The 16,557-nt window shown below is 71.3% G+C and carries 14 protein-coding genes; 8 read left to right on the top strand and 6 right to left on the bottom strand.

Annotation, left to right across the window (positions count from 1 at the left end):
* Window positions 1-13 precede the first annotated feature (13 nt).
* A complete protein-coding gene (gene bla / locus V5E28_RS07555) occupies window positions 14-940 on the bottom strand; it encodes a class A beta-lactamase (protein ID WP_336205673.1) in 927 nt (308 codons plus the stop codon).
* A 273-nt stretch (window positions 941-1,213) separates the two neighbouring features.
* Here bla and V5E28_RS07550 point away from each other — a divergent pair, with 273 nt between their 5' ends.
* Window positions 1,214-2,221 (top strand): NAD-dependent epimerase/dehydratase family protein, encoded by a 1,008-nt coding sequence (locus tag V5E28_RS07550; RefSeq protein WP_336205672.1) that lies wholly within the window; start codon window positions 1,214-1,216, stop codon window positions 2,219-2,221.
* 46 nt (window positions 2,222-2,267) lie between these two features.
* Window positions 2,268-3,323 carry a dihydrodipicolinate synthase family protein gene (locus V5E28_RS07545; protein ID WP_336205671.1) on the top strand — a complete coding sequence of 352 codons (1,056 nt, stop codon included), beginning with the start codon at window positions 2,268-2,270 and terminating at the stop codon, window positions 3,321-3,323.
* A 164-nt stretch (window positions 3,324-3,487) separates the two neighbouring features.
* Here V5E28_RS07545 and V5E28_RS07540 read toward each other — a convergent pair whose 3' ends face one another.
* Window positions 3,488-4,693 (bottom strand): hypothetical protein, encoded by a 1,206-nt coding sequence (locus V5E28_RS07540; RefSeq protein WP_336205670.1) that lies wholly within the window; start codon window positions 4,691-4,693, stop codon window positions 3,488-3,490.
* Between the two features lie 74 nt (window positions 4,694-4,767).
* Between V5E28_RS07540 and V5E28_RS07535 the strand changes: the two genes are divergently transcribed.
* The 5 genes from V5E28_RS07535 to V5E28_RS07515 all read left to right on the top strand — a co-directional run bounded on the left by V5E28_RS07535 (window position 4,768) and on the right by V5E28_RS07515 (window position 9,884).
* Entirely contained in the window at window positions 4,768-5,916 is a 1,149-nt protein-coding gene (locus V5E28_RS07535) for a DegT/DnrJ/EryC1/StrS family aminotransferase (protein ID WP_336205669.1), read from the top strand.
* Window positions 5,917-6,002: 86 nt separating this feature from the next.
* A complete protein-coding gene (locus V5E28_RS07530) occupies window positions 6,003-7,247 on the top strand; it encodes an extracellular solute-binding protein (RefSeq protein ID WP_336205668.1) in 1,245 nt (414 codons plus the stop codon).
* A 19-nt stretch (window positions 7,248-7,266) separates the two neighbouring features.
* The gene (locus V5E28_RS07525; protein WP_336205667.1) at window positions 7,267-8,133 is read left to right on the top strand and encodes a carbohydrate ABC transporter permease; all 867 of its coding nucleotides are present in this window, start codon (window positions 7,267-7,269) and stop codon (window positions 8,131-8,133) included.
* Window positions 8,130-8,987 carry a carbohydrate ABC transporter permease gene (locus V5E28_RS07520; RefSeq protein WP_336205666.1) on the top strand — a complete coding sequence of 286 codons (858 nt, stop codon included), beginning with the start codon at window positions 8,130-8,132 and terminating at the stop codon, window positions 8,985-8,987. The genes V5E28_RS07525 and V5E28_RS07520 overlap by 4 nt, the downstream gene beginning before the upstream one ends.
* A gap of 9 nt (window positions 8,988-8,996) precedes the next feature.
* Complete coding sequence (locus tag V5E28_RS07515) at window positions 8,997-9,884, top strand: dihydrodipicolinate synthase family protein (RefSeq protein WP_336205665.1); 888 nt, start codon at window positions 8,997-8,999, stop codon at window positions 9,882-9,884.
* A gap of 127 nt (window positions 9,885-10,011) precedes the next feature.
* Here V5E28_RS07515 and V5E28_RS07510 read toward each other — a convergent pair whose 3' ends face one another.
* From V5E28_RS07510 to V5E28_RS07495, 4 genes are all read right to left on the bottom strand, one after another.
* On the bottom strand, window positions 10,012-10,875 hold the full coding sequence (locus V5E28_RS07510) for an NAD(P)-dependent oxidoreductase (RefSeq protein WP_336205664.1): 864 nt from the start codon (window positions 10,873-10,875) through the stop codon (window positions 10,012-10,014).
* 71 nt (window positions 10,876-10,946) lie between these two features.
* Entirely contained in the window at window positions 10,947-12,893 is a 1,947-nt protein-coding gene (locus tag V5E28_RS07505; protein WP_336205663.1) for a hypothetical protein, read from the bottom strand.
* Between the two features lie 55 nt (window positions 12,894-12,948).
* Window positions 12,949-13,665, bottom strand: coding sequence for an amidohydrolase family protein (locus V5E28_RS07500; RefSeq protein ID WP_336205662.1), 717 nt, complete (start codon window positions 13,663-13,665; stop codon window positions 12,949-12,951).
* The gene (locus V5E28_RS07495; protein WP_336205661.1) at window positions 13,662-14,465 is read right to left on the bottom strand and encodes an amidohydrolase family protein; all 804 of its coding nucleotides are present in this window, start codon (window positions 14,463-14,465) and stop codon (window positions 13,662-13,664) included. The genes V5E28_RS07500 and V5E28_RS07495 overlap by 4 nt, the downstream gene beginning before the upstream one ends.
* Before the next feature lie 86 nt (window positions 14,466-14,551).
* Between V5E28_RS07495 and V5E28_RS07490 the strand changes: the two genes are divergently transcribed.
* Window positions 14,552-16,549, top strand: coding sequence for a hypothetical protein (locus V5E28_RS07490; RefSeq protein ID WP_336205660.1), 1,998 nt, complete (start codon window positions 14,552-14,554; stop codon window positions 16,547-16,549).
* Window positions 16,550-16,557: the final 8 nt, after the last annotated feature.

Genomic DNA, 16,557 nt, shown 5'->3' with positions numbered 1-16,557 from the left:
CTCGCCGCGGGGATCAGAGCCTGCCGAGCCCGCGGGCCAGGATGGTGGCGGTCTTCGCGATGGCCTTGTTGTCGGTGGCGAGGCCCGGCGAGCGGTTGGTGTAGATCGCCATGATGATGGGGGCGGCGCCCTTCCCCGGCCAGATGACGGCGATGTCGTTCCCGCCGCCGAATCCGTCGGAGTTGGTGCCGGTCTTGTCGCCGATCTTCCAGGTCCTGGGCAGGCCCGCGCGGATGCGCTCGTCACCGGTCTTGTTCGCGATCAGCCAGCCGTTGAGCCGCGCGCGGTCCTTGGCGTGCAGCGCCCGCCCGGTCGTGAGCGCGCGCAGGTCGCCGCCGATGGCCGCGGGGGTGGTGGTGTCGCGCTCGTCCTTGGGGGTCCAGTCGTTGAGCCCCGGGTGCCAGCGGTCCATCCGGGAGGTCGGGTCCTTCAGCGCGCGGAAGTACCTCGTCAGGCCGGCGGGCCCGCCGATCTGCTTGAGCAGCAGGTTGGACGCGGTGCCGTCGCTCCGGGTGATGGCCGCCTCGCACAGCCGGGCGACGGTCAGGCCGTCCTTGACGTGCTTCTCGGTGACGGGCGAGTTGGGCTTCATGTCGGCCGCCGTCCACTTGACGAGCCTGCTCATCAGGCCCGGCTCGGCGGTGCGCGCCTTGTGCAGCACGGCCGCGCAGAGGGGCGCCTTGAAGGTGGACAGCAGGGGGAAACGCTCGCCCGCCCGGTACGTCACCGTCCTGCCGGTGGCCGTGTCCAGGGCGTACGCGCCGATGCGGCCCTTGAAGGACGCCTCCAGCTCGCGCAGGTCCTTGCCGGCCTGGGCCTGCCCGGCGACCGGTGCCGCCACCACCACCCCGGCCGACGCCGTGCCGGCGCCGAGGGCGCCACCGGACAGGAGGGGGATCGCCAGGACGGTCGCGAGCCGGCGGGCGCGGAAGTGTCGCATGTCGGAATCCTTGCTCGTCGTCAGTCAGAGAGCAGGAGCAAAGCAGATGTGATCGGGTGACGTCTAATAGCGATATCAGGAATCCCTTGATATCGGTTCCATATGAGTGCTGGTCAGCCGCTTTCGCCCGCCACCGGCCATGCCGGCCCCGGCGCGCCATGCCCCGCGGCGCGCCGGCGGGGCCGCTCCGGCCCGTCGTGCCGGGCTTCCCGTTGACAGCGGCCATCTGGCACAGTTACGGTCTGGACCGTAAATAACGGAGGAGGAGACCGCGTGCGGACGACAGCGGAACTCGAAGAACGGCTGGCACGGCCGAGCGCAGGGCTCGTCGACGACCTCGCCGGGCTCGACGGCGACATCATGATCCTCGGCGCCGGCGGCAAGCTCGGGCCCAGCCTGGTGCGGCTGGCGCTGAACGCCACCGGGCGCGACCGGCGCGTCATCGCCGTGTCCCGGTTCTCCGAGCCCGGGCTGGCCGAGGCGCTCGGTGACGAGGGCGCCACCGTGGTGAGCGCGGACGTGGCCGACGAGCGGGCGCTGCGCGAGCTGCCCGACGCGGCGAACGTGGTGTTCCTGGTAGGCGCCAAGTTCGGCACCCAGGGGCGCGAGCACGCCACCTGGTTCACCAACACCTACCTGCCCGGCCGGGTCGCCGACCGCTTCCGCGACAGCAGGATCGCCGCCCTGTCGACCGGCAACGTCTACCCGCTCGTCCCCGTCACCAGCGGTGGCAGCACCGAGGACGACCCGACCGGCCCCGTCGGCGACTACGCGATGAGCTGCCTCGGCAGGGAGCGGGTGCTGTCGCACTTCTCGGAGACGTACGGCACCCGCCTGTCGCTGATCCGCCTCAACTACGCCGTCGAGCTCCGCTACGGCGTGCTGGTCGACCTGGCGCAGAAGATCCTCGCCCAGGAGCCGATCGACCTCGCGACGGGCCAGGTCAACGTGGTGTGGCAGGGCTACGCCAACGAGGTCACGCTCCGCTCGCTGCTGCTCGCCGGCACCCCGCCGTACGTGCTCAACGTCACCGGCCCCGAGCTGGTGTCGGTACGGCAGGCGGCCCTGGCGCTCGGCGCCGAGCTGGGCAAGGAGCCGGTGTTCACCGGGGAGGAGGCGCCGACGGCGCTGCTGTCGAACGCCTCCAGGTGCCACCGGCTGTTCGGCTATCCCGAGATCACGCCCCTGGAGCTGATCGAGCACGTCGCCCGCTGGGTGACGGACGGCGGGCCGTTGCTCGGCAAGCCCACCAAGTTCGAACGGCGCGACGGCCGTTTCTGATTATTCGCTCATTGTCTGGCTTATTTCATGATGAGGGGGACCTCGCGTGCTCAGCACGGCTCCAGAGGCGCAGACGTCGGTGCGTGACCTGTTCAGGCGTGGCCTGGTGATCCCGGCCCACCCGCTGGCGTTGACATCGGACAGGAAACTCGACGAACGCCGTCAGCGGGCTCTGACCCGCTACTACGTCGAGGCCGGGGCGGGCGGGCTGGCGGTCGGCGTGCACACCACGCAGTTCGCCATCCACGGCACCGGGCTGCTCGCGCCCGTGCTGGAGCTCGCCGCCCGGACGGCCGGCGAGTTCGAGCGCGAGGTGGTGCTGGTCGCCGGAGCCACCGGGCCGACCTCCCAGGCGGTGGCGGAGGCGGAGCTGGCCAGGTCGCTCGGCTACCACATGGTGCTGCTCAGCCCCTACCGGGAGCTGGACGAGGACGAGCTGGTGGAGCGGGCCCGCGCGGTGGGTGAAGTGCTGCCGGTGATCGGCTTCTACCTGCAGCCGGCGGTGGGCGGGCGGGCGTTGTCCCGAGATTTCTGGACTCGCCTGGCGGGGATCGAGTCGGTGGTGGGCATCAAGGTCGCCCCCTTCGACCGCTACCGCACCCTCGACGTCCTGCACGGCGTGGTGCGTGCCGGCCGGGCCTCGGAGGTCGCCCTCTACACCGGCAACGACGACCACATCCTGGCGGACCTCATCACCCCCCACCGCGTCGTGGTGGACGGGCGCGAGGTGGAGGTGGAGTTCGTCGGCGGCCTCCTCGGCCAGTGGGCCGTCTGGGTACGGCGGGCGGTGGAGCTCCTTGAGGAGGCCAAGGCCGCCCGTGGCGGCGACGACGCCGCGGTCAGGCGGCTGCTCACCCTGGACGGTCACCTGACGGACGCGAACGCGGCCATCTTCGACACCGCCAACGGCTTCCACGGCTGCATCCCGGGCATCCACGAGGTGCTGCGCAGGCAGGGCCTGCTGGAGGGCCGCTGGTGCCTGGACCCGGCGGAGGAGCTCTCCCCGGGCCAGCTGGCCGAACTCGACCGCGTCTGGGCGGCCTACCCCTGGCTGCGGGACGACGACTTCGTCGCCGACGGTCTCAGCCGCTGGCTTTCCTGACCATGCCCGCCCGTCCACCTCGTGCCGAGCCCCGCCGCACTCCGCGCCGCGACGGCGCCGGAGAGGGCGCCCCGGGACCGGCGCATGAGGGGAAGCGCGCTCCGGTCCCGGATCTCACCCCTGCGACGGCCGGCGACGCGCCCGGCCGTGCGGCGAGGTCGATCTCAAAGGGTGAGCCGGTAGAGGGTCAGGGGGCGCCCGCTGGAGCCGCTGGTGAGGTTCCCGGTGCGCTCGGCCAGACCGGCCAGCTCCAGGCGGTGGAGCATGCGGCGGGCCGTGCGCTGCTGGACGGCGAGGCGGTCGGCGATCTCGCGGGTGGTCAGCGGCTCGTCGCCGGCGGCGGCGCGCGCCTCCAGAAGCTTCTCCAGCGTGGGCACCGACAGGCCGACCCGGCGGGCGATGACCGTGAGGTTCTGCTCGGCGGCGAGGCCGGTGGGGACCGACTCCAGGACGATGTCGGTGTCGGCGCGCAGCGACAGGACGGCCGCCACGTCGCCGATGCGGCGGGCGCGGGCCAGGGCGCGGCGGGCCAGGCTCTCCGCCTCCGCGGCGCTGCGGCCCAGGCCGAAGCCGACGCGCACCACCTGGTTCTGGCCCGCGAGCCGGGCGAGCATGGGCAGGCCGGTGAAGCCGACCGTGGCGTCGTGCAGGGGACCGCGGGTGGTGACCAGCAGGTGCGTCCCGCCGCGGAAGGCCGCGACGGTGCCGCCGAGCGCGGTGGCCTCGCGCAGCAGGCCGTCGTCGTTCTCCACCTCGATGAGGCCGAGCGCGATCTGCGCGTCCTCCTGGGCCTGGCCCTCGGCCGTGAGCAGGAGCTGGCGCAGCGCCACCCGCACGGAGTGCGCCGACGGCGCCAGGCGCAGCACGTGCACGTCGTCGCGCAGCGCCTCGTGCACGCTGCTGAGGCAGGTGATCACCGGGTGGGCGGGGCCGCGGCGGTGGAAGGCGATGGCCTTCGCCGACGTCACCTCCGGCCGGTAGGGGAGCGTGCGCAGGTCCTCGGTGGGCAGTCCCGCTTCGGCGAACGTCGCCGTCACGTCGGCGGCCGACAGCGTGTCGATCGACAGGCGGGTCACGTCCTGGCCCTCGTGCTGGAGCCGGACCAGGGCGCTGAGCAGCGTCGCGCCCGTGTAGTCGACGAACGCGGCGGGGCGGGTCAGGGTCTCGGCGTCGCGGGACAGCATGTAGGGCACGATGCCGGTGAACAGCCAGCCTTCGACGCCGGAGCCGTGTGCCTCCACGATCGCGGGCGCCTGCGACTCGTGGTCGTAGTCGAGCCGCAGCGCGCTGACGCCGGGCTGCTCCTCGCACGTGGCCGCGACCTGGTCGACCAGATCATGCGGACCGACGACACCGATGACGATTGCCACGCACGCCTCCCTCTCGCTCATTACGGTCAAGACCGCAATCTTATCCTGTGAGGTGCTCAGTGAAGTTCCCGTCCATGGCAGAGGCGGACGGCCGGACCCTCGGCGACGAGGAGGTGGCCGCCGCCGAGCGGGTGATCCGCTCCGGCATGCTCAACTCCGTCTGGGGCGTCGAGGCCCGGGCGCTCGAACACGAGGTCGCCGAGATGTACGGCATGCGCCACGCGATCGCGTGCAGCTCCGGCACCGCGGCCCTCCATCTTGCGGTCGTGGCCGCCGCGCCGGATCCCGGAGACGAGATCATCACCACGCCGATCACGGACTTCGGGACTGTGGCCCCCATCTTGGCGCAGAACGCCGTTCCTGTCTTCGCCGACGTCGATCCCTCCGACGGCAACCTCGACCCCGACGCCGTCGCCAAGCTGATCGGGCCGCGCACCCGGGCCATCATGGCGGTGCACCTGTTCGGGGCGGCGGCCAGGGTGGACGAGCTGCGCGTGCTGGCGGACGCGCACGGCCTGGCCCTGATCGAGGACTGCGCCCAGGCCTGGCTCACCGAGCTGCCCGCCGGCGGGACGGGGCCGCGGCCGGCCGGGACGGTGGGCGACGTGGCCTGCCTCAGCCTGCAGCAGTGGAAGCACATCACCTGCGGCGACGGCGGCCTGACGCTCACCGACGACGCCGAGCTGGCCAGGAGGATGCGGCTGTTCTCGGACAAGGGCTGGGACCGGGCGGCGGGCCGCTCGCACGCCGCCTTCGGCCTGAACTACCGGATGACCGAGCTCCAGGCCGCCGTGGCCCGCGCCCAGCTCGCCAAGCTGCCCGGGGTGGTCGCCGCCCGCCGCCGGACCGCCCAAGAGCTTCTCGCCGCCCTGGAAGGGCTGCCGGGGCTGCGCCTGCCGCGGCCGGAGGGGCACGCCTGGTGGCTGTTCCCCGTCGTGCTGCCCGGCGGACAGGCACCGGAGCTGGCCGAGCACCTGCGGCAGGCCGGGATACCGGCGCGGGCCGGATACCTCAACGAGCCGCTGAACCACGCGCCCGTCTGGAACGGACCCGTCTACGGGGCCTCTCGCTACCCTTTGGAGGGTTACGCGCCCCGCCCGTGCCCGGAGGCCGAGCGGCTGGTCGCCGAGACGCTGCTGGTCATCGACTGGAACGAGAACTACACGCCCGATCACGTCCACCTCATCGCCCAGGAAATGACGAAATTTCGGGCTCGACCGTAGTTACGGTCATGTATCAAGCATTGACCCCACCAAGTGGGGCTCACTAGGTTTCGGTCAGGACCGGTATTAAAGGAAAGGATGCCGCCATGAGGAAGTTGACGGCAGTCGGCGTCGCGGCCGCTCTCAGCGTCGCCGCCGCCGGGTGCGGATCATCCAGCGGTTCGGACAAGAGCGCCGTGACCCTGTGGATGTACCCCGTCATCGGTGACCAGGCCAAGAGCCAGGCGTTCTGGGGCAAGGTCGAAAAGGACTTCGAGGCCGCGAACCCGGCCATCGACCTCAAGATCGACCAGCAGCCGTGGGAGGGCCGCCAGGAGAAGGTCACCACCGCGCTGGTGTCGAAGAAGGGCTTCGACCTGGTCGTGCTCGGCCCCGACCAGATCCCCCAGTACGCGCAGCAGGGCACGATCGAGGCGGTCGACGACCTGGTCGCCCCGGCCAAGGCGAACTACCTGCCGAACTCGCTCACCGCGCTCACCGTCGACGGCAAGCTCTACGGTGTCCCGATCTATCAGACGATCACCGCCCCCATCTACAACAAGAAGCTGTTCGCCGACGCGGGCGTCGAGAAGGTGCCCGAGACGCTGGACGAGTTGAAGGCGGCCGCGCCCAAGCTGGCCGCCAAGAAGGTCGCGGTCCTGGACTACCCCGGCAAGCCCGAGGTCAGTCTGAACCAGAGCTTCTACCCGTTCCTGTGGGCCAACGGCGGCAGCGTCTTCGCCGCCGACGGCAAGAGCGTCGCCTTCAACGGCCCGGAAGGCGTCGCGAGCCTGCAGCTGCTGCTCGACCTCAAGGCCGCCGGCGGCCTGCCGGAGAACGCCGCCAGCAAGGGCAACGACATCGAGGGCGGCCCGCTGGCCGGCGGCAAGACCGCCCTGTACCACGCGGCCACCGCGGCACAGGCCGACCAGCTCGGCGCGGCCATCGGTGCCGAGAACGTCGGCATCGGCCTGCCGATCGAGGGCGCCAAGCGGGTCGCGTTCGGCATCCCCGGCGGGCTGGTGATGGCCAAGCACTCCGAGAACAAGGACGCCGCCAAGAAGTTCGCCACCTACCTGGCCTCCCCCGAGGTGACCGCCGAGCTGGCCAAGGAGTCGGGCTTCTTCCCGGCGCGCACGGACGTGACCGTGCCCGGCCAGTCGGAGGCCGCCAAGGAGTTCGCCAAGTCGCTCCAGTACGCCTTCCCCGGCGACACCCACCCCAAGGCCCGCCAGGTCATGGGCCTCATCGCGCCCCACATCCAGGCCGCGCTGCTCGGCAAGGAAGACGCCAAGACGGCTCTGGACGCGGCGGCCAAGGAGGCCGACACGCTGCTGAGCAGCGGCGGCTGACACTCAAGAAAGGAACGCCGTGCGCCACCGCTTGCGTGACCCGGTAACCGGGCTGCTGTTCGTACTGCCCGTGCTCGTACTCTTCCTGATTTTCCGGATCTTCCCCTCGTTAGGGGCGGCGGGCATGAGCCTGACCGACTGGAACATCGGCGGCGAGTGGAGCTTCGTCGGCGCGGACAACTACGCCAGACTGCTCGACGACGTCAACTTCTGGCTCAGCCTGCGGGTCACGCTGGTGTACGCCGCCATCTACGTGCCGCTCACCCTGCTGGTGTCGCTCGGCACGGCACTGCTGCTGAACCAGGTCGTGTTCATGCGCGGCCTGTTCCGCGGCATGCTGTTCCTGCCGTACGTGACCAGCTTCGTGCTGGCGGGCATCATCTGGCGCTGGATCTACGAGTTCGACGGGCTGATCAACGGCCTGCTCGGCAAGGCCGGCCTCGGCCCGGTGGCGTTCCTGGAGCAGACGTCGCTGGTGCTGCCCGCGCTGGCCGTGGTGTCGGTGTGGAAGGGCTTCGGCTACTCGATGCTGATCCTGCTCGCCGGGCTCAAGTCGATCCCCGCCTCCTACCTGGAGGCGGCCACGGTCGACGGGGCGAGCGCCTGGCAGCGCTTCCGCAGGATCACGCTGCCGCTGCTCAAGCCCACGCTCTTCTTCGTCCTGGTGATCGAGACGATCCAGGCCTTCCAGGTCTTCGACACGATCTACGTGATGACCGGCGGCGGCCCGGCCAGGGCCACCTACACCCTCATCTACGGCATCTACGACCACGGCTTCAGGTCGTTCGACTTCGGCTACGCCGCCACCTGGGGCATGGTCCTGTTCGCCATCGTGCTGGTCGTGTCGCTGATCCAGCGCCGCTTTCTCGACCGGGGGAACACATGACCCTGACCGCATCCAGGCCGCTCACCCGCGGCCGGGCCGAGCGGGCGCCCCGCCGGCGCGGAAAGTGGCCGCTCGTCGCCCTGCTGGCCGTGCTCTCGGTGCTGACCGTCGCGCCGTTCATCGCCATGCTGGTCGTGGCGCTGACGCCGGCGGGCAAGCCCACCCTGCCCACCCAGTGGCCGGACTCGCTCACCCTGGACAACCTCACCAGTGTGCTGTCGGCCTCCGGGTTCGTGGAGTGGACGATCAACTCGCTGGTCTACTCGGTCATCTCGGTGCTGATCATCCTGATCACCGCCTCGATGGCCGGCTACGCCTTCGCCAAGAAGCGCTTCCCCGGCCGCGACGCGATGTTCTGGACCTTCCTCGCCACCATGATGGTGCCGTTCCAGGCGACCCTCATCCCCACGTTCGTGCTGGTCAACAGCCTGGACGGGGTGGACACGTTCTGGGGCCTGATCGTGCCGACGCTGGCGAACTCGCAGGCCGTCTTCCTGATGCGCCAGTTCATCCTGGGCCTGCCGGACGAGCTGTTCGACGCGGCCAAGGTGGACGGCGCCTCCGAGCTGCGGGTCTACCTGACGATCGTGGTGCCGCTCACCCGGCCCATCATGGCCACGCTCGGCGTGTTCGTGTTCCTGTGGCACTGGAACGACTTCCTCTGGCCGCTGGTCGTCGGCCAGAGCGACGCCACCAGGACCCTCACGGTGGGCCTGACCACGCTGCGCACGGAGGAGGTGCAGCTGTCCGTCCTGATGGCCTCGGCGACCGTCTCGGTGGTGCCGTGCCTGCTGGTGTTCTTCCTGCTGCAGCGGTATCTGGTCAACAGCATCGCGATGACCGGGTTCAAATAGGCTCTTCGCGTGGATATTTCGGCACAAGTCCTCCGCGACCGTCTCCGTGGCTCCCTCGTCGCCGCCGCGGCCACCCCCATGACCGAAGCGGGCGAGGTGGATCTGGACATCGTCTCGCGCTACCTCGCGAGCCTGGTCGCGGACGGCGCCGACGCCCTGGCGGTCCTGGCCCACACGGGCCGCGGCCCCTTCCTGACGCCGCCGGTGAGGGCCGCGGTGATCGGACGCGCGGTCGCGCTCGGCGTCCCGGTGCTGGTGGGAGTGGGCGGGGCGGCGGCCGATGACCTGGACGGGGCCATCGGCGAGGCCCGGGTCGCCGCGGACCTCGGCGCCGCCGGAGTCCTGGTGTTCCCGTCGGCAGGTGACCGGCCGGCGCAGCACGACGCGATCTGGCAGGCGGCCCGCCTCCCCATGATCGCCTTCGACCTCTACACCCGGCCCTGCCCGCCGGACGTCATGCGTGAGATCCTCCGCCACCCCGGCGTGGCGGGACTGAAGACGGCCCTGCTGTCGGACGCGATGGGCTGCCAGCGGGCCATCACCCTCACCAGGGAAGCCGGCAGGCTCGCCATCACCGGCGAGGACCGCATGTTCGGCCCCTCCCTGCTCTGGGGCGCCGAGGCGGCCCTGGTCGGCATCGCGGCGGCGCACCCGGACCTGACCGCCGCGGTGCTGAGGGCCTTCGCAGGTTCGGACCTGCGCGAGTTCGACCAGGCGTCGGCCCGCCTGGACCGCCTGGCCACGGCCACCTTCACCGACCCGATGGAAGGTTACGTCCAGCGCATGCTCTGGCTGGCCGCCGCCGAAGGCCGCATCCCGGACACCCACGCCCACGACCCGTACGGCCCGGGGCTGCCGGAGGACGAACGCGCCGACGTGCTCAAATCGGCCACCTGACCGCGTCACCCGCCAGGGCGCAGGCCACGCATATCGCGCGGGAGGCCGCGCAGGCCGTACGACAGGCCCCGCCCACAGCACGAAAGGCTCATCGCGTGGAGGGCCCCCGCACAGCTCGCAGGCGGCTTCAGTCGAAGCTGGCGAACCAGGTCGCGGACATGTCCTCGTCGCCGTGTCCCTGGGACTCGGCGCGGCGCAGGCGCTCGCGGGTCGCGGCGACCACGTCGAGCTGGACCTCCGCGGACTGGCCTGCCCGCACGATCAGCCCGGTGTCCTTCTCCGCGTTGTGCACGGTGAAGCTCGGCGCGAAGTCGCCCTCCAGGATGGCCCTGGACTTCAGCTGGAAGTAGGCGCTGTCCATCGGACCGCCGGTGATCACCTGCCGGACCAGGTCGGGGTCCAGGCCCAGGCCCCTGGCCAGCGCCAGGGACTCGGCGACGACGGCGGTCAGCGAGATGCCGTAGCTCACGGTGGCCATCTTCAGCCTGGAGCCGGCCCCGCTCGCCCCGTCCTCGTCCAGCCAGAGAGTGCGCTGGCCGAGCGCGCCGAAGACGGGGGCGAGCGTGTCGCGGGCCTGCTGCGGACCGGCGGCGAGGATGATGAGCGTGCCCTGCTCCGCGGGCTGCTTGGTGCCCTGGACGGGGGCGTCGACGAAGGTCGGCCCGTGCTCGTCGGCCAGCGCGGCGAGCCGCTCGGCCCCGGCGACGCCGACGGTGCTCATCTGCGCCCACACCTGGCCCTCGCGCAGCCCTGGAGCGGCCGACGTCATGGCGGCGTGGACCGCTTCGGCGTCGCTGAGCATGGTGATCACCACGTCGGCGCCCTCCACGGCCTCCGCCGGCGAGCCGGCGACCACCGCGCCGTCGGCTTCGAGAGCCCGGGCCTTGTCCTTGGTGCGGTTCCACACCGTGACCCGCAGACCTGCTGTGAGCAGGTTGCGGGCCATCGGCGCGCCCATGATCCCGGTGCCGAGCACTGCCACGCCTGCCATCGTTTCCCCCCAATGATCGCGGCCTTCGCCCTCCACGCTAGCGACCCGGCGGGAGAAGTCATGGAAGGCGGTCAGCGGCGGCCGTTGATGTCGATCCTGACCAGGTTGCGGCCCTTCACCCCATAGAGTGCCCGCCGCGAGGGATCCAGCGCCAGCTTGGGCTCGCCGCCGAACCACTGCCCGGCCAGCCCTTCGACGATCGGCTTCGCGGTGAACGAGACCAGGTCGATCTTGTAGACCTTGTCGCCGTCGGTGCAGTAGGCCACCCGGCCGAGGACGAACAGATCGCCGCCCTTCGCGCCGACCTTGAGCGTCCTGGCCACCTTCTTGCGCAGCAGGTCGAACTCGAACACCACGCCCGTGTTCGTCATGCCGTACAGGGTGATCGGGCCGAGCGCGAGCGCGCTGATGTAGCGGGCGCCGGCGACGGGCTCGAGCTCCCACAGCAGCTTCCGCTTGGCCAGGTCGTAGGCGGCCAGCCGGGCGGTCGTCGTGACCGGCGGCAGGCCGAGGCCCTCCTGGGTGAGGGTGCCGAGGAAGGCGGTGCCGTGCCTGGTGACCACCGAGTAGACGGTCTGGCGTTCGACGACGGGGCGCTGGGTGACGAAGGAGCCGGTGCGGGGGGAGTAGAAGGACAGGGCGCCGTTCATCTCGCCGGGCTCGGGCTGGGACGGCATCACGATCAGGCCGGTCCTGGCGTCGTAGGCCAGGTCGCGCGGGCGGTCCTGGTCGTTGCCCGCGCGGGCCAGAAGCTTGGGCTCGGCGTCGCCCGCGCGGTGGGAGTAGAGCGCCGCCTGGGTGTAGACGCCGAGGTAGGTGGTGCCCTTGACGGTGATCATGGTCTTCGGCTCGCCGGGGATGCCGAGCCGGGTGACCTTGCCGGTGGCCAGGTCGTGGATGTCTGCGCCGCTCTTGCCGCCCACGTAGACGATCTTGCCGTCGCTGTGGACGGACATCGGCTCCTCGGGCGCGGCATTGAACCCGCGCTGCACCAGGTTGCGGTATTCCAGCGCGCCGGTCGCCGGGTCGTAGACGAACACCGCATTGTCCTGCACGCCGTAGATGCGGCCCTCGTGGGCGAGGATCCGGTGGGTGGCGGCCTCGAAGTACGGCACGCCCAGGACTTCGAGCTCGCCCGAGGCCAGGCTGTAGCGGTAGAAGGTGCCGGAGGGGCGGCCGGCGAAGTAGACGTAGCCGTCGTGGATGAGCACCGAGACGATGTACTTCTCGCCGGGGGCCGTCGCCTTGACGACCTTGTAGCCCGCCGGGTCGGCCTTCTCCATGACGACCAGTTCGGCCAGCGAGTTCATGCCGCCCGCGATGTGCGTGTCCGAGATGTGCATGCTCGACACCCAGTCGCGGTCGGCGAGGGCGGCGGGCAGCAGCTCCTTCTTCTCGCCGGTCGCCCGGTCGATCGCGATGAGGTGGGCGTTGGCGCCGACGCCGGCGTAGACGTGCGTGTCGTCGGCCTGGATGCTGCGGACGTAGGCCTCGCCGGGGGCGGCCTCGCCCAGGTCGCGGCTGGCGCCGGTGGCCGGGTCGTACTCCTTGACCTTCCCCGGCTCGGAGGTGCCCAGATAGATCTTGCCGTCGGGGGAGGCGGCCAGGGTCCAGATGAAGTGGTCCGGATAGGAGGCGACCTTGGTGACGGTGCCGGTGAGCGTGTCGAGCTTGTACAGGTCGGACTTGGAGTGCGTGCCGACGTAGACGTCGGTGCCCGTCTTGCACATCGCCCAGACGCCGATGCCCGTGGGGATGTCGAAATGGGCCGTGACCGAATCTTTGGCCAGGTCGTACGCGCCGACGACGTTGGGCGACAGGCCGCGGGATCCGGCATAAAGGATGCCGCCCACGAACTCGGCGTTGCCCAGCGGGCTGGCGACGCTGGCGGGGCCCAGGTCGGTGAGCGTTCCCTCGGCGGGGACGGTGGTGGTGGCCGCCTGGGCGGCGGTGGCGGGGAGTGAGGCGGCCACCGTGGTGGCGGCGGCCGCCTGCAGGAATCGACGGCGGGGGATCATGTGCGGCTCCCTGGTTAAGTTTCGCCGCACGCTATAACGGACGGGGCCGTAATGTCTAGATCGCGAAGAGTGCGGCCGCGTTCCGCCAGGCGACCCGCTCGGCGGTCTCGCCGGTGAGGCCGGCCGCGGCGACCGCGCCGAAGGCCGACGACGGGTCGATCAGGGTGGCGTCCGTGCCGAACAGGAGCTGCCTGTCGTCCACGGCCGCGACCACCCTGGCGATGCGCCCCGCCGGGGCGTGCGACCAGCAGGGTTCGAGGTAGAGGCGGTCGCAGGCGTTCGCGGCCTCGATGGCGTGCTCGAACCCGTCGGCGCCCATGTGCCCGGCGATCACCCGCAGGCCGGGTGTGTCCAGGCAGACCTGGGCCAGGTCGAGCACCGAGGCGCCCCAGGTATGGACGAGCGCGGGCAAGCCCGCCTCGGCGGCCATGGCCAGCGCGTCGCGCAGCCGCGGCGAGGTGACGGGGGAGCCGCTGTAGTCGGTGTGGATCTTCACGCCGACCCACCTGCCGGAGGGAAGGAGCTCGCGCAGGTCCCGCTCGGCCTCGCGCGGCCGTCGGGGGTTGATCGTGATGTATCCGTACAGCCTGTCCTGCTCCTCCAGCACCTTCGCCAGGGCGCGGTTGCCCGCCGGGGCGTCGTAGATGACGGCCTCGGTCGCCGAGACGATCGCCCGGTCGATGCCGTAGCGGTCCATGGTGGCGAGGTTCGCCGCGGCCACGTCCATGGTGAAGAACCACGGGCCCCAGTGCGCGTGCACATCGATGATCACGACAGCAGCCTCCTCGCGTTGCCCCCGGCCACGGCGGCGATCTCGTCAGGTGTCAGCCCGCTGGTGGCCAGCCTCAGCAGCGGCACCAGCGGCTCGTAGTGCGGGGCGCGCGAGCCGTGCAGCAGCCGCTCGGCACCCAGTTCGGCCGACACGATCTCCAGTGCGTCGGGGGAGTTGAGCAGGCGGGTGGAGGTGTGGAACCCGGGCTCGTCGGCGGCCGCCACGATGAAGTCGCCCAGGTGGTAGAAGTGCGTGTCGAGGAAGACGACCCGAGCCCCGAGGCCGGCGAAGGGCTGCCAGAACCTGCGTACGTCCCCGCCGGTGAGGACCACCAGCCCGAGGCGCGCCGCCTGCCGGGCGACATGCCGGACAGAGGGGAAACCGGGCTCCACGCCCTGCTCGTCGGGGAACAGGCGCACGGCCTTGACTCCGGCACCGGCCAGCCGGTCGAGCTCCCTGCCGGCCCTGAGGGGGTCACGCAGGTCCACCGCCCCGACGGGCACCCAGCCGGGCCCGGCGAGCGCCTCGTCGCCCGGTCCCGCCGGCACGCCGCCGCCCGCCAGGGCGAGCACCTCGTCGTTGCCGGTGCGCACGTCGAACAGGGCCGCGCGAAGGCTCGCCACCGCCCCCGCGCGGGTGCGGTGCCCGGCGAGCAGGGCCCCCACCGACTCCGGCGTGCCGGGCGGGCCGTCCCGGTCCGGATAGACGCCGACCAGCACGTCCACGTCCAGGGCCACCTCCAGCCCGCCGATCAGACTCCAGGCGTCGAAAGCCAATCCGGTCCCCTCCTTAATAGTCATGCGCGACATCATGCCATTGACTAGTGATGCTCATTTGGTTACGGTCTGGGCCAAAACCATGCAGCAATGAACGTGAGGTCCCGCGCATGCTCCGATCCCTGCTGGTCGTCCTGGCGGCGTTGTTACCCGCCCTCGTCGCCGCCCCTGCCGCCGGAGCCGCGCAGGCCGCTTCCGTGCCGGGTCGCTGCACCGGACCGGCGGTGCGGACGTACGGCCCGGCGTCGGTGACCGGGGCCATCGTCGGCGCCGCCGTGCACGAGGGCCACGCGTACGTCGTCACCCGCGGGCTCAAGCCGCCCGTCCTCGCCGACATCGACCTGGCCACGCGCAAGGTCGTCAGGAGCGTCACGCTGCCCGACGCGGCCGCCACCGGCGAGCCCGAGGGCGGCTGGGCCACCACGGTGGCCGGTGGCAAGGTGTACGTCGGCACCTACCCCGTGCCCGATCTCTACAGCTTCGACATCGCCACCGGCGAGGTGAAGCACCTGCACTCCTTCGGCAAGAACGGCGGCTTCGTCTGGTCCCTCGCGGCGGCCCCCGACGGCGCCGTCTACGCGGGCACCTACCCGGACGGCAGGGTCTGGGAGTACCTGCCCGGCACGGGCGCCGTGCGGAACTTCGGGGTGCTGGCGGCCGGCGAGCGCTACGTCAGAGCGATCGCGGCCGACGCCCAGTACGTCTACGCGGGCCTGCTGGACAAGGGCAAGCTCGTCCGCATCGACCGCGCGACCGGGGAGAAGCTGGACCTCGCCACCGGCCCGACGGGCATCGGCGTCGTCGCCGACCACGGCGACCGGGTGCTGGCGGTCAGCGGCGCGACGCTGATCGACGTGCGCGACGACGGCACCGACGCCAGGACCGTCGCCCTGGAGACGGGCAGCCTCGACATGCTGACCGTCGCCGCGGACGGCACGGTCTACGCCACCTCGCGCCCCGACGGCGCCGTCCACCGCTACCGCACCGGCGACACGGCCCTGACCAAGGTCGCCGACCCGCCGTCGCAGGACGACGAGACCCGGCGGCTCCACCTGCAGGACGAGAACACCCTGGTCGGCTTCTCCGGCAGCGGCGGCATGTGGTGGCTGGACCTGCGCACCGGCGAGTCGGAGTTCCTCGACCTGATCGAGGCCGGTCTCACCCCCGGCTCCGAGCGGCCGCAGAGCATGCTGCTCGTCCCCAACAGGGCGCTCTACGTCGGCGGCCACTTCTCCATGGAGGTGCGCGACCTGCGCACGGGCGACAAGCGCAGGTTCCGCCTGTCAGGCGAGCCCAAGGACCTCGTCCGGCGCGGGAACAAGATCTACGCGGCCATCTACCCGAGCGGCCAGATCGTCTCCATCGACATCCGCACCGACCAGGTCCGCAGTCTCGGTTACCTGGGCCACGGCCAGCAGCGGCCGTGGGACATCGAGTACGACCCGCGTACCGACAAGCTGCTGGTCGCCAGCGCGCCGCTCGGCGCCAACCTCAAGGGCGCCCTGTCGGTGGTGGACCCGGACACCGGGAAGATGGACGTGTACGTGGACGTCATCCCCGACCAGAGCCTGATGAGCCTGTCGCTGGACAGCAAGAGCGGCGTCGTCTACCTGGGCGGCGACGTGCTGGGCGGCGGAGGGACGCCGCCGACGAAGACGGCCGCGTCGGTGGCCGCCTTCGACCTGAAGTCCCGCAAGGTGCTGTGGCAGGCGGACCCGATGCCCGCTCACCGCACGTTCCAGGACATCAAGGTGCATGACGGCCTGCTGTACGGCGTGTACAAGCGCAATTCGGGCGTCTGGATCGCCATGGACCTGCGGACCCGGCAGGTCGTCCAGCAGGGCACGCTGTCCGGGTACGGCGAGCTGACCGTGCACCGGGACAGGGTGTTCGCCTCCACCTTCTACGGCGGCGGCAACGCCTACGAGCTGGGCGCGGACGTCGAGGGCGGGACCAGGCTGCTGGCGGCCGGCCTGGGCGACGAGTGGTACACCAACCCGCAGCTCCACTTCGAGCCCGGCTCCTGGAACGCCTGGGCGCTGGTGGGCCGGGACCTGGCCAGGATCAGGCTGGACCCGGGCTGCCCGCCCTTCACCGCCACCTCCTGAGACAACCC

Origin of the sequence: Nonomuraea sp. LPB2021202275-12-8 (genome assembly GCF_037044575.1) — a bacterium.
Classification (GTDB): domain Bacteria; phylum Actinomycetota; class Actinomycetes; order Streptosporangiales; family Streptosporangiaceae; genus Nonomuraea.
The sequence above is the reverse complement of the archived record's forward strand: the minus strand, read 5'-3'. Positions and strand labels throughout refer to the sequence as shown.

What these genes read in the sequence shown, in the direction of transcription:
- bla (WP_336205673.1), bottom strand. Translation starts at nt 940, where the DNA reads ATGCGACACTTCCGCGCCCGCCGGCTCGCGACCGTCCTGGCGATCCCC.
- V5E28_RS07535 (WP_336205669.1), top strand. Translation starts at nt 4,768, where the DNA reads ATGGCAGAGGCGGACGGCCGGACCCTCGGCGACGAGGAGGTGGCCGCC.
- V5E28_RS07530 (WP_336205668.1), top strand. Translation starts at nt 6,003, where the DNA reads ATGAGGAAGTTGACGGCAGTCGGCGTCGCGGCCGCTCTCAGCGTCGCC.
- V5E28_RS07520 (WP_336205666.1), top strand. Translation starts at nt 8,130, where the DNA reads ATGACCCTGACCGCATCCAGGCCGCTCACCCGCGGCCGGGCCGAGCGG.
- V5E28_RS07510 (WP_336205664.1), bottom strand. Translation starts at nt 10,875, where the DNA reads ATGGCAGGCGTGGCAGTGCTCGGCACCGGGATCATGGGCGCGCCGATG.
- V5E28_RS07505 (WP_336205663.1), bottom strand. Translation starts at nt 12,893, where the DNA reads ATGATCCCCCGCCGTCGATTCCTGCAGGCGGCCGCCGCCACCACGGTG.
- V5E28_RS07495 (WP_336205661.1), bottom strand. Translation starts at nt 14,465, where the DNA reads ATGACTATTAAGGAGGGGACCGGATTGGCTTTCGACGCCTGGAGTCTG.
- V5E28_RS07490 (WP_336205660.1), top strand. Translation starts at nt 14,552, where the DNA reads ATGCTCCGATCCCTGCTGGTCGTCCTGGCGGCGTTGTTACCCGCCCTC.